The following is a 15,447-nucleotide window of genomic DNA, read 5'->3' on the forward strand; positions in this document are numbered from 1 at the left end:
GGGTCACGTGTGCGTTCGTCGTCATGGGCGGACCACCTGCGTCATCTCGGCGTCCGGCGACGGCGCAGGGGCCGGGGCCGGCCTGCGCGCCGTATCGCTGATCTTGAGGAGGATCGCCACCAGCGCCCAGTTGGCGATCACGGACGAACCGCCCTGTGCGAGGAAGGGCATCGTCATACCGGTGAGGGGGATGAGCCCCATCACGCCGCCGGCGACGACGAAGACCTGGATGCCGAACGCGGCGGAGAGGCCGACGGCGAGCAGCTTGCCGAAGGGGTCGCGGGCCGCGAGAGAGGTGCGGATGCCGCGCTCCACGAGCAGCCCGTACAGGAGCAGCATCGCCATGACGCCGGTGAGGCCCAGCTCCTCGCCGACGGTGGCGAAGATGTAGTCGCTCTTGGCGGCGAAGCCGATGAGCCGTGAGAAACCCTGCCCGAGCCCGGAGCCGAGGACCCCGCCGGAGCCGAAGGCCCACAGCGCCTGTGCGGGCTGCTCGGAGCCGTCCTTGAAGGCCTGCATCGGGTCGAGCCAGTCGTCGACGCGGCCCTGCACGTGCGGCTCGAAGCTGGCGACCGCCACGGCGCCGACGACGGTCAGCGCGAGCCCGAAGACGATCCAGCTGGTTCGCTCCGTGGCGACGTACAGCATGACCACGAAGAGCCCGAAGAAGAGCAGCGAGGTGCCCAGGTCCGTCTCGAAGACGAGGATGAGGACCGAGAGCCCCCAGATGACGAGGATGGGGCCCAGGTCGCGGCCGCGGGGCAGGTAGAGACCCATGAAGCGGCGGCTGGCCAGGGCGAGCGCGTCACGCTTGACCATCAGGTAGCCGGCGAAGAACACCGCGATGATGATCTTCGCGAACTCTCCGGGCTGGAGCGAACCGACGCCGGGGATCGTGATCCAGATACGGGCGCCGAAGCGTGGCGGGAAGAACACCGGGAGGATCAGCAGGATCAGCGCCGTGACCATCGAGATGTAGGTGTAGCGCTGGAGCACCCGGTGGTCCTTGAGGAAGACCAGGACGGCGACGAAGAGGCCGACGCCGAGCGTGGACCACATCAGCTGCGTGGGGGCGGCGGCGCCGCCGGGCAGCGGTTCGAGGTCGAGCCGGTAGATGAGCACGAGGCCCATGCCGTTGAGGAGCGTGGCGATGGGCAGCATCAGCGGGTCCGCGTACGGGGCCCAGCGCCGCACGACCATGTGCGCCACTCCGGCGAGCAGGCACAGGCCGAGGCCGTAGCCGAGCATGCCGGCGGGAAGCGCGCCGTCCTTCGCGAGGCCGACGTTGGCGTAGGCGAAGACCGGGATGAGCACGGCGAACACGAGCATCGACAGCTCTGTGTTGCGGCGGCTCGGCAGGCCTCCCGGGGAGACCGTCGTGTTGCTGCCGGTGTTGGTCATGACGTTGCTGCTCATAACTGCCGGAGCCCCCTTACGGTGCGGTGCACTGCCTGGCGAGCTGCTGCTGCTTCTCCGACAGCTTCGGGCTCTGCGAGGGCGACGGAGAATCGCTGGGGTCCTTGTTCTCGGCGGAGTTCTTGTCCGCGTCGGCGGAGTTCTTCTCCGCGTCCCCCTGCTTGCTCTGCTCGTCCTTCTTCTTGTTCTTGTCGGCCGGGGGCTCGGCGGGCTGCTCGGCGATGATCCGGCAGACCTTGGCCTGCTCCTCCAACTCGTCGGCCTTGTCGCGGGCTTCGCCGATGCTGCTGGATGCGATGGTCTCGCGGACCTGGTTGCGCTGGTAGCCGGGCAGGTACTTGAGTTCGACGCCGGGGCGGTCCTGATAGACCTCGTTGAGGCTGAGGCCCGCAAGTTCCTGGCTGATGCCGCGGTAGAGCGCGATGTGGTCGTCGTTGGCGCCGACGTAGTACTGGGTCTGGGTCCAGCGGTAGCCGCCGTACAGTCCGCCGCCGACGATGATGAGGATCATCGTGAGCCACAGCGACCGGCGCAGCCACCTTCTGCCGCCCCGGCGCTTGACGAAGTCCTCCTCGGTGTATCTGCCGAAGCCGCCGTCCGGACCGTCCCCCATGTTGCCGCTCCCGGGGGGACCGAAGCTCTCGCCCGGGTTCTGCGAGGGCACGGACTGGCCCGCGGTGCGGCCGAGTTCGGCCGCACGGGCCGCCGGGGTCCGCGCGGCGCCGAGGTCGCCGCCGAGCGGCGTCTGCGACTCCGCGACGGCGCCGACCACGACGGGGGTGTCGTTCAACTGCCGCCCGAGGGCGTCGTTCTCGTCGACGTCGACGACGTCGGCGACGATGCACGTGATGTTGTCGGGCCCACCGCCGCGCAGCGCGAGCTGGATCAGCTCGTGCACCGTCTCCTGCGGGCCCTGATAGCTGGCGAGGGCTTCCTCGATGGTCTGCGGGCTGACGACCGTCGGAAGGCCGTCGGAGCAGATGAGGTAGCGGTCGCCGGCGCGGACTTCCCTGATGGACAGGTCGGGTTCGACGTGGTCGCTGCTGCCCAGCGCGCGCATCAGCAGGGAGCGCTGCGGGTGGGTGGTGGCTTCCTCCTCGGTGATGCGCCCCTCGTCGACCAGCTTCTGCACCCAGGTGTGGTCCTGGGTGATCTGTGTGAGCTGTCCGTCACGCAGCAGGTACGCACGGGAGTCGCCGACGTGTACGAGGCCGAGCCGACGGCCCGTCCACAGCAGGGCGGTGAGCGTCGTGCCCATGCCCTCCAGCTGCGGGTCCTCCTCGACCATGCCGCGCAACTGGTCGTTGGCGCGCTGCACGGCGACGCCGAGGGAGGTGAGGAGGTCGGAACCCGGGATGTCCTCGTCGAGCTGGACGATCGTGGAGATCACCTCGGAACTGGCGACCTCGCCCGCAGCCTGGCCGCCCATGCCGTCGGCGACCGCGAGCAGCCGCGGGCCGGCGTATCCGGAGTCCTCGTTGTGGTCCCGGATCATGCCGTCGTGAGATCCGGCGGCGAAGCGCAGTGACAGACTCATGCGCACCTCGCCCGTCGGCTCCGGATACATCCGCACGGTGCCCACCCTCCGGTCGTCATGATCTGTACTACTTCCGCAGCTCGATGACCGTCTTGCCGATGCGGATCGGCGCTCCGGGCTGGATCGGCGTCGGAGTGGTGAGTCGGGTCCGGTCGAGGTAAGTGCCGTTGGTGGACCCGAGATCCTCGACGATCCACTGGCCGTCACGGTCCGGGTAGATCCTGGCATGCCTGCTGGAGGCGTAGTCGTCATCCAGCACAATCGTGGAATCGTGCGCGCGGCCGAGCGTGATCGTCTGACCCTGCAGTGCCACCGTCGTACCGGTCAGCGACCCTTCGGTCACCACCAGTTTGCTCGGTGCGCTCCGCCGGCCACCGCCGCCGCGGCGGCCGCTCTGCTGGCGCGGGGGCTGCTGGCGCTGCTGCGGCCGTTGCCCCTCTGCACGGCGAGCGGCGCGCTGCGTCACGCGCGTGCCGAACAGATCGCTGCGGATGACCTGCACGGCCACGATGACGAACAGCCACAGTACGGCGAGAAAACCCAGCCGCATGACCGTGAGGGTCAGCTCTGACATGCCCCCGCTTCACCCTTCGGCTTGCCGGTAAATGATCGTGGTGCTGCCCACGACGATGCGTGAACCGTCGCGGAGCGTAGCGCGAGTGGTGTGCTGTCCGTCCACCACGATGCCGTTAGTCGATCCGAGATCCTGGACCGAAGCCGGGTCTCCCGCGCGGATCTCGCAGTGCCGCCGCGAGACCCCGGGATCGTCGATGCGCACGTCGGCCTCTGTGCTGCGGCCCAGAACGAGGGTGGGGCGGGAGATCTGGTGGCGGTTGCCGTTGATCTCGATCCAGCGCCTCGTCTCGGCGCGCGGCATGGAACCTCCGCCGCCGCCGGGCGCGTAGCCGGGCGGCGGGCCCGCCGGCATGGGCGGTGCACCGGCCGGGGCGGCGGCGGGCGGGTAACCGCCTTGACCGCCATAGGCGTTGTTCGGTGCGCCCGAAGTGCGCTGCGGCTGCTGCGAGGCGCTTGAGGCGAGGGTACGGCTGCGCACGCGGTAGAGACCGGTGTCGAGTTCGTCGGCCTTCTCGAGGTGGACCTTGACCGACCCCATGAAGGTGTACCGCTGCTGTTTTGCGTAGTCTCGTACCATTCCGCCCAGTTCGTCACCCAGCTGACCCGAGTACGGGCTGAGGCGCTCGTAGTCGGGTGCGCTCAGTTCGACGATGAAGTCGTTGGGCACGACCGTCCGGTCCCGGTTCCAGATCGTCGCGTTGTTGTCGCATTCACGCTGGAGGGCGCCCGCGATCTCCACAGGCTGTACCTCGGACTTGAACACCTTCGCGAAGGTGCCGTTGACCAGGCCCTCAAGCCGCTGCTCGAAGCGCTTCAGAACTCCCACGTTGCACCTCCTTCCCAGATGCCCTCGGCTCTAGTGCGTCCTCCGGTCTCATCCGGGGGCGCGCATGCTGTGTTCGTACGTCGGTCCGGTACTGCTTACTGATCGTATCCACGCGCGAAGGGAACGGGTGGTTCCCCTCGGGTGCCCGACGGAGGAGTGTCACCTCTCACACCTCACGCCCTCGTGCTACCTGACCCTCGCCGTCACACCCTCGCATGGATCGCACCGTCCTCGAAGCCAGTGTCCCGTAGTCGCACGGGCACCGGCCGGGGCGGACCGGGATGTGAAGCCACCGCTGCCAGCGTGCTAATCTTTTGGACGTCGGAAGGCCCCTGAAGGAAGCCCTCCGGCGGACTCCTCGCTCAGGGCGAGGGGCACCCGATGCGCGGGTGGCGGAATAGGCAGACGCGCTGGATTCAGGTTCCAGTGTCCGAAAGGACGTGGGGGTTCAACTCCCCCCTCGCGCACAGAGAGACACCGACGAAACGGGTCTCCGCAGGTGACGGAAGTCGCGGCGGGGGCCCTTTCTCGTTGACGGGGCGCATCAGGCGTCCTGTTGGTGCGCGTGATCGGGAACAGAAGCACCGTTTCTACGCATAAGGGCCCGTACCGGGGCACTCTGCCCCGGTACGGGCCCTAATTGGTGATCTTCAGTTGCGGTGATCGGAGTTGATCACGCGGGGGTCGGTGCCAGATAGCCGGTGGGGGTCCAGCTGCCGAGTGGTTTGGTGCGGCGCCGGTGGTGCGTGCGCCGGCGTGGGCGCTGACCGCTGAGGGCGAGGGTCTCGACCCAGTTCTTGATCTTTCTGCGGTTGGCGTGGGCGAGTTGGAAGACCAGCAGGATGGTCTGGGCGGCGATGCCCCGGATCCTGCGGGAGCCGGATGCTTCGATGGCTTCGGCGAGGGGGTTCTTCGCGTAGCCGTTGTAGCCTTCGACGCTGTTGCGGAGCCGGAAGTAGCGCTTCTGCCACTCAGGGGTGCCGTATTCCAGGGGTTGCCAGTGCTTGGCGCCCTCGGCGGGTGCCAGCGTGATGCTGCGCTGACGACAGACCTTGACCGGTCCGACGGGACTGGGTTCGGGGTCGACAAGCGGGAGCTGAATCCCGCGGTTGAGTGTCTCCGGCTTGATGGGGCACTGCGCCTTGCCTGCTACTGCCGGGCACATGACTCGTTGGTGGCCTTGATCGTCCTCGTTCTCCTTGGGCACCAGACGGTAGGGCCTGCGAGCTTCGATGCGGCGGATCCACGTCTCGCGGTCGATCAGCCCCGCGTAGAGGTCTTTGGTGGCGTCGACGAGGGGCTGAGGCATCGAGGGGCAGTACCAACTGCCTTCGACCATGTTCGCGCCGTGGGTTTCTGCCTGCTTGCCGAGTTGGTCGACGCGGTAGTCGTACACCGGCTTGTAGCCCAACGCCCTTACGGGCAGCTGCCATTCGTCGGGGTCGGAGTTGTTGTAGGCGAGGTCTCCGGCGAGGTAACCGGGCTTGTAGCCGCGCGCCTGGAGGCGGCTGAGGATCTTCAGTCCGTTGTAGGCGGGGCGGTGGCCGGGCTTGTCGAGTGACACGCCCAGGACGAGGGCAGGCAGGACCTCCGGATTGGGCGTGTTGTCGTCCAGGAGGACCTCGTCGTAGCGCGAGTCGCGGGTGACGACGAAGGCCGCGTCGTAGCCGAACTTGTACTTGGCCTTCTTCTTGAGGGAGGACTTCTTCTTTGCTCCCGCTGCTGTGCTCTTGCGCGGTTTCCGGGGAGGGCGCATGGCATCCGCCACGCCAGGCGCGTCCGGGTCGCGGTGGTCGCCCTCGCGCACATACCAGCCGGCGTCGGGATCGGTAGCGAGTTCTGGACCACCGGTCTTGAGTCCTCGAGCGAAGGTGCGGATCGGTGTGGCGTCAACTGCCAAAGATGCATCTGAGAGTTCGTCGAGCAGGTCCTTCAACGACCGTACGGAGGCGTCGAGTACGAACTCTGTGAACCGTGCGAGCCGTTGTTCGCGTTCAGAGAGCGCTTCCTGGTCGGCTTCGGCTTGCAGGCGTGTCGCTTCCTCGCGTGACAGCCGCTTGTTGGCCGGCAGAGGGGAGGGGTTTATGGCTTCGCGCATCGCGTGGAAGAGGCGGCGCACAACCGCGTATCCGGCTTCGAAGCCCTTGTCGTTGTCGGGGTACTCCGGGACGCCGAGGCTGCGTCGCACCGCCGGGGAGGTCCCGAAGAACAGGATGTCGGTGACCTTCTCCAGGACGACCCTGCCTCCATGGAGCTGGGTGCACAGCTGGAGGCCGATCAGGAGTGAGCGCAGGGAGAGTTTCCGCGGCCTCCCGCGGCCTAGGTGAACGAACTCCTGGAAGAGAGGTACGAGGCCGCTCTTGTCGACGTCCTCTTCGGTGGCGGCGACGTCCGTGTCGGGCAGCAGTCGGCGCTGCGACCGCATGGCCAGCAACCGTTCGTGCCGGTCCTTGAGCGACTCCCTGTTTGTGCCCTCTTCCATCAGTTGCCTCGCAGCAGCGCAGCAGCTTCTTCAGCTGACGGGCTCGAGAGGAAGGGCAGGACGCGGGAGAGGCCGTGCAGCGTGTCGACGCCCGCGGCAGCCACGATGACGGTGATCGGGACCCGTTCGTTGAACAGGGTCGCCAGCCAGGTGGACCGGAGACGGCCCATGACCAGACGGGGAACGTCCTGACTGCGCTTCGTCCGGTCCAGAAAGTTCGTCACGGTATTGGCTCCCCTGGCCAGGGAGCTCGGACGGAACAGGTAGCTGGCTGCCCCTGGCGTTTCGAGCCGCTCTACTGCTGCCGCCAGTACCCCTTCCCAGGGGCGCCGGCAGAGGATCTCTCTCTTTCGGGGGCCCCGAGTGGCTACGACAACGGAACTCGCGGTTGGTGAGCGGCGGACGTCATGTGCGCGCAGGGGAATCACCTCGGGGGAATCGAGGCCGCACCCTGCTCCGAGGGCGAGGAGGGTGCGGCATCCCCAGCGCAGTTCGTCTGTGGGCTGACCGGTCGCCCAGCCCCAGAGGTCTGCCAGCTCTGTGCGGCTGTAGGGCTGGTTGGGGCTGGAGCCGGACAGGCTTGCTGGCTTGCCGGTCCTGCACACCCCGCCGATGACGACCTCGTGCAACCGAAGGAGGCGGGTCCGGTAGTTGCCGCGAGCTGATTCGCTGACGTGCGGGCACCCCACCGCGATGAACCGCTCGATGGACTCCCTCGTCAGCCATACCTCAGCGGATACGGGCATCCCTTCGCCGAAGCAGAACAGTGCCAACTTCGTTAGCGCGCCCATGAGTTCAGTCGCCTTGTAAGCGACGAGCGGATCCGCGAGCCGGACCGCACGGCGCACTTCATCGCCGACGCGGCTCCACCCCGCGGGGGAGCCGGCCGGTCGGTACGCGTCGATCCGTTGACTCATCACATGCCGCCACACGAGCACCCCAGCAGGGGGGGTGCTATTCGAATAACATCTATCGGTGGCAGCGGCTGCGGGCGACCTGGGAGGACCAGATGAGTAAGACTTCACCCCATGCCCCAAGGGAATGCCCGCCGACTGCCACCGCGCGCGTACTGCGTCAGCGGTGTGTGGCCTGAGGCCGTCATGGAGAAGCACCACGGGGCCCGAGTCGCTCAAGCTGTGGCTGTGAGGCTCGCGGCCGCTCTTGAGGACACCGGTTGGTCGGTCGCGCATCTGTCGCGGATCAGCGGAGTCGCTCGCTACACGATCGCCAAGGCTCTCGCCGGTGAGGCGTGGCCCGACCTGCTGACCATTGCCAATCTGGAAAAGGCCCTGGAGCGGGATCTCTGGCCGGGGCGCGACGTGTAAGGCATGCGGCATCGAGAAGCCGCCAGCAGCGCGTGAATGAGAAAAGAGAGAATGTTCGAGACCGAACATGTAGACGGTCATCCCTTCGAATGAAGGGCGGGACCATTTTCGTCGTGCGCTACCGGCGGCGCTCCGCCGCTCGTAAAATGCAACATGACGAACTGATCCAGCACTGTGAGAGGTTCTCGGTGAGTTCGTCGCCGTTGGCCGTCACCTTGGACTGATGTCCTTGGTGGCGGCCTTCCTGCGTTGTGTTGTCAGTCTTGCGGGAACCGTCCGAACTGATAGACGGCGCCCGGCAATTTCATGAGAGATCCCGCCCTGGCCAACTCGTCCATAGCCACACGTACGCACTTGGCCTTGGACTCTTCGTTGAGAGCGCCGGCCACGTCCGAGACCTTCCACGTGCGTTGAGGGTCTTGGCCCATGAGGGCCATGATGCGCGCCTTTCGGGTCGGTGCCTGTGCGTGGGTACTGTCACGGGGCTCTTCCCGGGGGTCGGGCTCGGCCCGCCGCGGTTCAGGAATACCTGACTCGGCCCATTGGTCGATCTTGTCCCCCCACCTCTTCACCTGTTCCATGGCAGTGACTTCTTTTCCGATCTTGGCAAGCTCACGCCTCAACTCCTCCCGCTTCTCCTTCAGGAGTCTGAGGTACTTGTCAGGGTCTCCGGCCAATTCCTCACGGGAGATGTTCTCGATCATCTCTGAACCCTACCTATGAGAGTGCATGACTCGTTGTGCTGGCAAGGGTGGCTTCACCCGAATCAGCGACCTAATTAGTTAGCTCTTCAGTGGGTGCGCGGAGGGGCGCGGCAGAGCAAATTCAGAGGTAAGGGTCGAGGTAACAAAGAAAGGGCAGTATGTCGCACGGCGCGCAGGAAAAATTGTCTCTCGATTACCCCTCTGGGATGCCTGGCTTCGGGACAACCAATTAGCGATTGAAGACCGGGGACAGTTGTCTCTGCTCTTGCTACTCATGGGCCCGCGGGTCGGCGGTGAGGACGCCATCGAGAGCCGTAGCTGTACAACCCTGCAACAACTTGGTGTGACCTCGGGCCGGCGCTGCAGAGCGAGGGGGCCAGTCGAGAGTCCGGCGGGTGGCGATAGGCCTTGCGTTCGTGGTGCAGGTGCCAAAACAAGGGGCGTGACCAGGTGGTTTATGTCCGTCCGTCTGAACCGAGGGTGTGCATGATGCGCGGTCGGCACAGCGGTCTGGGGCAACCCTGCTGACTGAGCTCGAAAGGCCTGCCTGTGTATCGCAGTCGTCGTTGCATGCAGGCATTAGCTGGCAACAGCCCAAGCCGGTAGAAACCGAGGTGGCCATCTGCTCCTGTCACTGCATGCAGGGTTGCCTGGCCGAATGTGCCGGTGGGGTTCCGCCGAGGGCGAGGAAGAGCGCCCGCGTACCCATCGTCGAGCGCGGCTTTCGCGCGCAGTCCGAGCGCACCACGGGCCGGCAGTTCGTCGGTCTCGCCGCCGGGGCAGAGGAGTTGGCTGCGGCTATGCGTCCGGCACGGACGCGGTGTCCGAATCGCGTTGCCGTGGCAGGGCGAAGGCGAGCGCCGAGATGGCGAGGAGGATCGCGGCCATGCTCAAGAATCCGGTCTCGTAGTCCATGCCGGGCCGTGAAGCGTTGGGCTCGGCAAGTGCGATCAGTACGGCCAGACCGAGCGCCCCGCCGACCTGTTTCGCCGTGTTCATCAGTCCGGATGCGGCGCCCGCGTCTCGTTCCGTGACACCGGAGGTGACGACGGAGGTGATCGGGGTCATGAAGAACGCGCTGCCGACACAGAAGACGACGGCCGGTCCCAGCACTCCTTGCACATAGCCGCTGTCGGGGGTGATGCGGCTTTGCCAGACGAAGCCGGCTGCGGTGAGCAGGGTACCGGCGACGATCAGGATGCGGTGCTGGAAGTGCTTCATGAGCCGGGGTGTGACGTAGAGCCCGAGTGCGATGCCCATCAGCGTGTGCGGCAGGAAGGCGAGGCCGGTCTGCAGTGCCCCGTAGCCGAGAACGTCCTGCAGGTAGAGCGTGAGGAAGTACCACATCGGGATCTGGAAGACGGCTCCTGCGAGCAGCACCACCGTGTTGCCGATGGAGATGCCGCGGGACCGGAACAGCCGGAGGGGGATCAGGGGATGTAGAGCGATGCGCGCTTCGACCAGGAGGAAGACGGTGAGGGCGATGAGTGCAGTGATCAGGCTTCCGACGGTGAGGGAGTCTTTCCATCCGCCGGAGTTGGCCTGGCTGACGCCGTAGGTGAGAGCTGTCAGGCCGACTGTCACCGACACCGCTCCGCGAACGTCCAGGGTCTTGAGTTGCGTCCCTCGATCGTCGGCGGACAGGTAGCGGACGGTCAGCAGTGCCGCCGCGATGCCGATCGGTACGTTGACCAGCAGGATCCAGCGCCAGGACAGAGCTTGTGTGAGCACGCCGCCCCCGAGGTTGCCCGCGGCGCCCCCTACTGACGTCACGGCGCCGAGGACCGCGAGTGCGCGGGTGCGCATGCTTCCCGGAGGGAAAGTAGTGGTCAGGATGGTCAGCGCGGCCGGCGCCAGTACGGCGGCGCCCAGTCCCTGGCCGGCACGGGCGGCGACGAGCAGAACCGGTGTATGGGCCAGGCCGCCCAGGAGGCTGAAGGCGGAGAAGACGACGAGGCCGGTGAGGGTTGTCCCGCGTCGGCCGTACAGGTCCGCAAGTCGGCCCCCCAGGAGAAGGAAACCTCCGAAGGCCAGTGCGTATGCGTTCGCCACCCATTGCAGGCCGGCCGCGGTGAAGTGCAGGTCCTCGCGTATCGACGGAAGCGCAACGTTCACGACGCAGATGTCGAGGACCACCATGAACTGCACCGTGCAAGCCAGGCCCAGAATCCAGGAAGACCGGCGCGACCAGCCGGCTGCGGGCGTCGTCGTACCCGCTCCGCGTCGCGGAGCGGCCTGAGGACTTGTGGCCATGCGGCTGCGCCCTTCCTCTTCATCCGTGACGGGGAGCCGTTGAACGGCGGGTAACACGAGATACACGGAGCAAAGCAATGTGAACGCATTGCTTTGCTGCTTCGAGACGTTACCCGGATACACTCACAGGGGCAATCCGATGCGCTCACATTGGAAAGGTTCGGTCGATGAGTCCACGCACGCGCGGTCCCGGGGCCCAACACACGCAGCGGCGTGAGGAGATCGCGGACGCGGTGCTGGTGATCGTTGCCGACCGGGGCCTGGCCGCGGTGTCGCTGTCAACGGTCGCCGAGCAGGCGGGCATTTCGCCGGGGCGCGTTCAGCACTACTTCGCCACCAAGCGGGAGTTGACGGAGGCCGCGTTCGAGCGCGGTAACGCGCTGAGCGGCGCGCGCATCAGGGAGAAGGCCGGGTCGGACCTCGACGCTGCTCCGGCCCGCACTGTGCTCACGATCGTCCTGACCGAGCTCATCCCCTACGACGCCGAGACCTGGGCGCACATGCGGGTGCGCCAGTCGTTCGGGGCTCTGGCTCTGGTGGAGGAAGCGATCGCGGAGAGGATGCGGGAGGCGTATGCCCGGTTCCACGAGCAGATGGCTTCGCTGCTGCGCCGTGATCAAGCTGCCGGCCGCGTCGGCGCCACCCGGGATCCCGAGCAGGACGCCGTGGCGCTCGTGGCCCTGGCCGAAGGGCTCGCGTACTACGTGCTCATCGGCGCGACGCCTGCCGCGTCCGCGCGGGACCAGGTGCTCGCCGCCATTGAGGACATCTACGCGTGAGAGTGGCGAGCGGAAGGGTCTCACCTCCTGCGACGGAAGCCGACTGGTGGACCGGCCTCGGTTGGTCCCTACTTGTTAAGTAGCATGCAGATGCTTCTTTTCCTTCTCTGAATCCTGGTCTTTCGCGGATAGCTGCGAAGCATTAGCTTCGTACTGTGAGCGATTCAGACGAAGTAAAAGAGACTGCGGAGATGCTGCGGTGGGGGGTGTCGCGCCTGGCCTCCCGGCTGAGGGCGGAGCAGTCCGGCGACAGGCCGGGGCTGTCTCGTCTCGCCATCTCGGTGCTGGCGAATCTCCGGCACGAGGGCCGGCTGACCCCGACGGAGCTGGCCGGCATCGAGGGGTTGCGGCCGCAGTCATTGACCCGTGTGCTGAATGAGCTGGAGGAGCAGGGGCGGATCGTACGGTCGCGCAGCCCTAGTGACGGGCGCAGCCAGGACGTCGGCATCACGGAGGCCGGTCATCAGGCGCTGCGCGAGCATGTCGCCGAGGGGAACGCCTGGCTGGCTGCAGCGCTGCGTCAGACGCTCTCTCCCGCTGAGCGCGGTGTGGTTCGCATCGCGGCAGGACTGCTGCAGGACCTGGCCGTCGCAGAACGGGACGTCAGCCGCAGCGATCCGGGCGACGGAGAGGGCAACGGCGGACGTGGGGCGGCGCCGTCGCTGTGACGACCGACCGGACCGGTACGACGCGGCAGTCCGCTCCTGACCACTCGGGGCGGCGTCAGCGCGGCTTACGTCTGCTCCTGGTGCTGGCAGGGCTGAGCGCTGCCAGTCCGCTCGCCACCGACATGTACGTGCCGGGTCTTCCGGAGGTGGCGCGCTCCCTGCAGACCGACAGCGCCGGCGTCCAGGTGTCTTTGACGGCCTTTCTGGCCGGTGTCATCGTCGGCCAGTTCGTCCTGGGGCCGTTGAGCGACGGCGTGGGCCGCCGCCCCGTACTGCTGGGTGGAACGCTGCTGTTCGCGGCCTTCTCCATCGTCTGCGGGTTCGCTCCTCTGGCGGTGGTCTTGGACGTCGCACGGGTGGGGCAAGGCGTCGCCGGTGCCGCAGGGATCGTCGTAGCCCGTGCGGTGATGACGGACCTGTTCCGCGGTGTACGACTCGCCAAGAAGATCGGAACACTGGGGGCCATCACCGCCCTCGGCCCGGTCGTGGCACCTCTGCTCGGTGGAGCGGTCCTCGCGGTGGCCTCGTGGCGTGCAGTCTTCTTCCTGCTGGCGTTCTTCGGCCTGGCGCTCCTAGTGGGCGTGCTGAGGTGGGTGCCGGAATCTCTTCCCCGGCCGAAGCGCACATCCGGCGGCATCACCGGTGGGTTGCGCTCGGTGGGGCGGGTGGCGACGCGCCGCACGGTGCTGGCGCCGGTACTGTCGCTGTCCTTCGGCGGCGCCGCGGTGTTCGCCTACATCGCGGGTACGTCGTTCGTCTTCCAGGACATCTACCACCAGACCGCCGGCGTCTGCAGCCTGGTGTACGGACTCAACGCCGTCGGCAACATGGCCGGGAGCCTCGCGTACGGCCGGCTCGTATCACGCTGGCGCGCGGAGAGACTGCAGACCGCCGCGGGCGCTGTCGCACTGAGCGGGGCGCTGCTGCTGCTCTGCGTGCAGGTGACGGTCGGAAGCGGCCTGTGGATCACGTGGGGATGCCTGTTCGTCTCGATCACGGCGTTCGGCGTCTTCTTCCCCGCCGTCACCACCGTGGCGCAGAGCCGAGGCCGTGACGCTCCCGGAGCCACGTCCGCGCTGCTCGGCAGTGGCCAGTTCGCTCTCGGAGCGGCGGCATCACCGGCGGTGGGACTGTTTGGTACCCACAGCCCGGCGCCCATGGCGGCCGTCATGACGGTGAGTCTCGGACTGGCGGTCATGGCCTGCCTGGCCTGTGCATCGGGGAGCGACGAACCGAAAAGCATTCAGCCCAAGGCCGGTCGGCGCCAGGGCCAGGGCTCGGAGTGAGGCGCGGTCGGGCGCGTCCTAGACAAGTGTGGTGACGCTGCCGCGTCCCTCGTACCCGCGCGCCTATCGCGCGAGCGCGGTTTCCTGCTCATGTCGCAGCGGCGCCACCGGTAGCGGGTGGCGTTCCTGTCGCGCCGCAGCAGACCGGCCTGGTCACGACGCGGAAAGCGCCAAGCAGGCCGGCAGGGCGTCGAAGGCCTGCTCGACCTCGTCCACGAGTTCACCTTGCGCCTCGGCTCCGGGCCGGGTACCGGAGCCTCCGCGGATCCAGTTCCTCGCCGCGCACCGCCAGGCGCCCAGCGACATCTCACCGAGAAGGCGCAGCCGCACGTCGTCTCGGCTGTCCAGCCCCAGTCGGCGCTCCAGGATCTCCACCAGCCTCCGCTGGATGGTGATCGACGTCAGGTCGCTGCGGTCCCGCAGCGCGGGTGTGCGCGCCGCCAGGCCGCGGGTGGCCAGGAAGCGCCGGGTCCACTCTCCGTCCATGGCCCGGATCGTCTCCACCAGCGTGTCGCGCAGCACGTGCAGGACGGTGCCGCGGAGTTCGGATTGCTCGACCCGTTCGAGGTAGGCGTCCCACAGATCCGTCTCTGCTGCGAGGGCGACGGTCTCCTTGGAGGAGAACATCCGGAAGAAGGTGCGCTTGGACAGCTCCGCCGCGTCGACGAGCTCGTCGAGCGTGGTGGCCTCGAATCCCCTGTCCAGGAACAGGCGCAGCGCAGTCTCGACGAGTTCGCGACGCGCGCGCTGCTTCTTGCGCTCTCTAAGGGTCGGCCGGGGGTCGGGCGGCGGGGTCTGGAGCGTCATGCCCGCAGCCTACCGGTGCGCACGCCACCAAAGCGCGATAGCCTCTCAGTAGATTTTGCCACTCAGTGGCATCTGAGCGGTCAACAGTAGGAGGTGTGGGATGGACACCGGCTCTGGGCTCACCCTGTTCGGCACGTGGCGGGTCGGCACGTCCGCACGGCAGCGGGAGGTCGTACGGGCCCTGTCAGCGAGCTGGCCGTCCCGATCCGGGCCTGATCCTGGGCTTCGCTGCTACGAGGTTCTGGCCAGCACCTGCGGCACGTTGCTCCTCCACCGTTCCGAGTGGGCCGAAGGTGCGAAGAAGCACGCGGCAGAGCCTGGCCAGGCGTGGAAGCGGGAAGTGGACCGGGCCGTGCCGGGAATCGAGCGCCTCGGCGTGACCGCAACCCGCCTGTACCGCCACCGGACAGCCGATGGCGAGCACGCCGCCGGCTGCGTGGTGCTGGTCACGCGCGAGTTCGAGACCCCGGACCTCCAGCGCGCACGGCGGCTCGTCGACGCCCTCGTCGAGAGCACCGAATCCGCCCCGCCGCCGGACGGGCTGCTCTCGGCCCGCTTCTACGTCAGTGTCGACGGCCGATACGTGTTCAACTACGCTGAGTGGAGAGACGAGACGGCCCACCACACCGCCATCACGAACCGACTACCGGCGAGCGTGGACAGCGCCCGCTGGCAGCAGGTCCACCAGTGGCCGGGCCTCCTTCGCACCGGCTTCGACCGTTTCCATCCCGCGGTGAGGATCAGCGGAGCGGACCGCACGGGGTAACCAGGGGCAGAGCTTGCTGGCG

The 15,447-nt window shown here is 67.3% G+C and carries 14 protein-coding genes and 1 tRNA gene; 6 read left to right on the top strand and 9 right to left on the bottom strand.

Annotated features, from left to right (window positions below; all coding sequences use genetic code 11):
• Positions 1-21 precede the first annotated feature (21 nt).
• The 4 genes from H180DRAFT_RS04965 to H180DRAFT_RS04980 are packed head-to-tail and all read right to left on the bottom strand — an operon-like array spanning position 22 to position 4,355.
• Complete coding sequence (locus tag H180DRAFT_RS04965) at positions 22-1,416, bottom strand: FtsW/RodA/SpoVE family cell cycle protein (protein ID WP_055484731.1); 1,395 nt, start codon at positions 1,414-1,416, stop codon at positions 22-24.
• Positions 1,417-1,432: 16 nt separating this feature from the next.
• Positions 1,433-2,998 (bottom strand): Stp1/IreP family PP2C-type Ser/Thr phosphatase, encoded by a 1,566-nt coding sequence (locus tag H180DRAFT_RS04970; RefSeq protein ID WP_055484732.1) that lies wholly within the window; start codon positions 2,996-2,998, stop codon positions 1,433-1,435.
• 22 nt (positions 2,999-3,020) lie between these two features.
• The gene (locus H180DRAFT_RS04975) at positions 3,021-3,527 is read right to left on the bottom strand and encodes an FHA domain-containing protein FhaB/FipA (protein ID WP_055484733.1); all 507 of its coding nucleotides are present in this window, start codon (positions 3,525-3,527) and stop codon (positions 3,021-3,023) included.
• A 9-nt stretch (positions 3,528-3,536) separates the two neighbouring features.
• Positions 3,537-4,355, bottom strand: coding sequence for an FhaA domain-containing protein (locus H180DRAFT_RS04980; RefSeq protein WP_055484734.1), 819 nt, complete (start codon positions 4,353-4,355; stop codon positions 3,537-3,539).
• Positions 4,356-4,738: 383 nt separating this feature from the next.
• Between H180DRAFT_RS04980 and H180DRAFT_RS04985 the strand changes: the two genes are divergently transcribed.
• A tRNA-Leu gene (locus tag H180DRAFT_RS04985) sits at positions 4,739-4,822 on the top strand.
• A gap of 206 nt (positions 4,823-5,028) precedes the next feature.
• On the opposite strand, the gene H180DRAFT_RS04990 is transcribed toward H180DRAFT_RS04985, so the two are convergent.
• Both H180DRAFT_RS04990 and H180DRAFT_RS04995 read right to left on the bottom strand, forming a co-directional pair.
• Positions 5,029-6,837 (bottom strand): hypothetical protein, encoded by a 1,809-nt coding sequence (locus H180DRAFT_RS04990; RefSeq protein WP_254665880.1) that lies wholly within the window; start codon positions 6,835-6,837, stop codon positions 5,029-5,031.
• Positions 6,837-7,754, bottom strand: a complete 918-nt coding sequence (locus H180DRAFT_RS04995) for a hypothetical protein (RefSeq protein ID WP_055484921.1) — start codon at positions 7,752-7,754, stop codon at positions 6,837-6,839. The genes H180DRAFT_RS04990 and H180DRAFT_RS04995 overlap by 1 nt, the downstream gene beginning before the upstream one ends.
• 111 nt (positions 7,755-7,865) lie before the next feature.
• On the opposite strand from H180DRAFT_RS04995, the gene H180DRAFT_RS05000 reads away from it, so the two are divergent.
• Complete coding sequence (locus H180DRAFT_RS05000; RefSeq protein ID WP_254665881.1) at positions 7,866-8,162, top strand: helix-turn-helix domain-containing protein; 297 nt, start codon at positions 7,866-7,868, stop codon at positions 8,160-8,162.
• A 257-nt stretch (positions 8,163-8,419) separates the two neighbouring features.
• Here the strand turns inward: H180DRAFT_RS05000 and H180DRAFT_RS05005 are convergent, their stop codons facing one another.
• Together H180DRAFT_RS05005 and H180DRAFT_RS05010 are read right to left on the bottom strand one after the other, a co-directional pair.
• Positions 8,420-8,866 (bottom strand): hypothetical protein, encoded by a 447-nt coding sequence (locus H180DRAFT_RS05005; protein WP_055484736.1) that lies wholly within the window; start codon positions 8,864-8,866, stop codon positions 8,420-8,422.
• 798 nt (positions 8,867-9,664) lie between these two features.
• A complete protein-coding gene (locus H180DRAFT_RS05010) occupies positions 9,665-11,119 on the bottom strand; it encodes an MFS transporter (RefSeq protein ID WP_079099848.1) in 1,455 nt (484 codons plus the stop codon).
• 167 nt (positions 11,120-11,286) lie between these two features.
• Between H180DRAFT_RS05010 and H180DRAFT_RS05015 the strand changes: the two genes are divergently transcribed.
• The 3 genes from H180DRAFT_RS05015 to H180DRAFT_RS05025 all read left to right on the top strand — a co-directional run bounded on the left by H180DRAFT_RS05015 (position 11,287) and on the right by H180DRAFT_RS05025 (position 13,852).
• Entirely contained in the window at positions 11,287-11,898 is a 612-nt protein-coding gene (locus tag H180DRAFT_RS05015; RefSeq protein WP_055484738.1) for a TetR/AcrR family transcriptional regulator, read from the top strand.
• A 155-nt stretch (positions 11,899-12,053) separates the two neighbouring features.
• Entirely contained in the window at positions 12,054-12,566 is a 513-nt protein-coding gene (locus tag H180DRAFT_RS05020; protein WP_254665882.1) for a MarR family winged helix-turn-helix transcriptional regulator, read from the top strand.
• Complete coding sequence (locus H180DRAFT_RS05025) at positions 12,563-13,852, top strand: multidrug effflux MFS transporter (RefSeq protein ID WP_079099849.1); 1,290 nt, start codon at positions 12,563-12,565, stop codon at positions 13,850-13,852. Before H180DRAFT_RS05020 ends, H180DRAFT_RS05025 begins: the two co-directional genes overlap by 4 nt.
• A 153-nt stretch (positions 13,853-14,005) precedes the next feature.
• Here the strand turns inward: H180DRAFT_RS05025 and H180DRAFT_RS05030 are convergent, their stop codons facing one another.
• The gene (locus H180DRAFT_RS05030) at positions 14,006-14,659 is read right to left on the bottom strand and encodes a TetR family transcriptional regulator (protein WP_055484740.1); all 654 of its coding nucleotides are present in this window, start codon (positions 14,657-14,659) and stop codon (positions 14,006-14,008) included.
• A gap of 100 nt (positions 14,660-14,759) precedes the next feature.
• Between H180DRAFT_RS05030 and H180DRAFT_RS05035 the strand changes: the two genes are divergently transcribed.
• Positions 14,760-15,425, top strand: coding sequence for an antibiotic biosynthesis monooxygenase (locus tag H180DRAFT_RS05035; RefSeq protein ID WP_055484741.1), 666 nt, complete (start codon positions 14,760-14,762; stop codon positions 15,423-15,425).
• Positions 15,426-15,447 lie beyond the last annotated feature (22 nt).

This window comes from Streptomyces sp. WMMB 322 (assembly GCF_900090145.1).
Lineage (GTDB): Bacteria > Actinomycetota > Actinomycetes > Streptomycetales > Streptomycetaceae > Streptomyces.

What these genes read in the sequence shown, in the direction of transcription:
- H180DRAFT_RS04965 (WP_055484731.1), bottom strand. Translation starts at nt 1,416, where the DNA reads ATGAGCAGCAACGTCATGACCAACACCGGCAGCAACACGACGGTCTCC.
- H180DRAFT_RS04975 (WP_055484733.1), bottom strand. Translation starts at nt 3,527, where the DNA reads ATGTCAGAGCTGACCCTCACGGTCATGCGGCTGGGTTTTCTCGCCGTA.
- H180DRAFT_RS04990 (WP_254665880.1), bottom strand. Translation starts at nt 6,837, where the DNA reads ATGGAAGAGGGCACAAACAGGGAGTCGCTCAAGGACCGGCACGAACGG.
- H180DRAFT_RS04995 (WP_055484921.1), bottom strand. Translation starts at nt 7,754, where the DNA reads ATGAGTCAACGGATCGACGCGTACCGACCGGCCGGCTCCCCCGCGGGG.
- H180DRAFT_RS05000 (WP_254665881.1), top strand. Translation starts at nt 7,866, where the DNA reads ATGCCCCAAGGGAATGCCCGCCGACTGCCACCGCGCGCGTACTGCGTC.
- H180DRAFT_RS05005 (WP_055484736.1), bottom strand. Translation starts at nt 8,866, where the DNA reads ATGATCGAGAACATCTCCCGTGAGGAATTGGCCGGAGACCCTGACAAG.
- H180DRAFT_RS05010 (WP_079099848.1), bottom strand. Translation starts at nt 11,119, where the DNA reads ATGGCCACAAGTCCTCAGGCCGCTCCGCGACGCGGAGCGGGTACGACG.
- H180DRAFT_RS05015 (WP_055484738.1), top strand. Translation starts at nt 11,287, where the DNA reads ATGAGTCCACGCACGCGCGGTCCCGGGGCCCAACACACGCAGCGGCGT.
- H180DRAFT_RS05030 (WP_055484740.1), bottom strand. Translation starts at nt 14,659, where the DNA reads ATGACGCTCCAGACCCCGCCGCCCGACCCCCGGCCGACCCTTAGAGAG.
- H180DRAFT_RS05035 (WP_055484741.1), top strand. Translation starts at nt 14,760, where the DNA reads ATGGACACCGGCTCTGGGCTCACCCTGTTCGGCACGTGGCGGGTCGGC.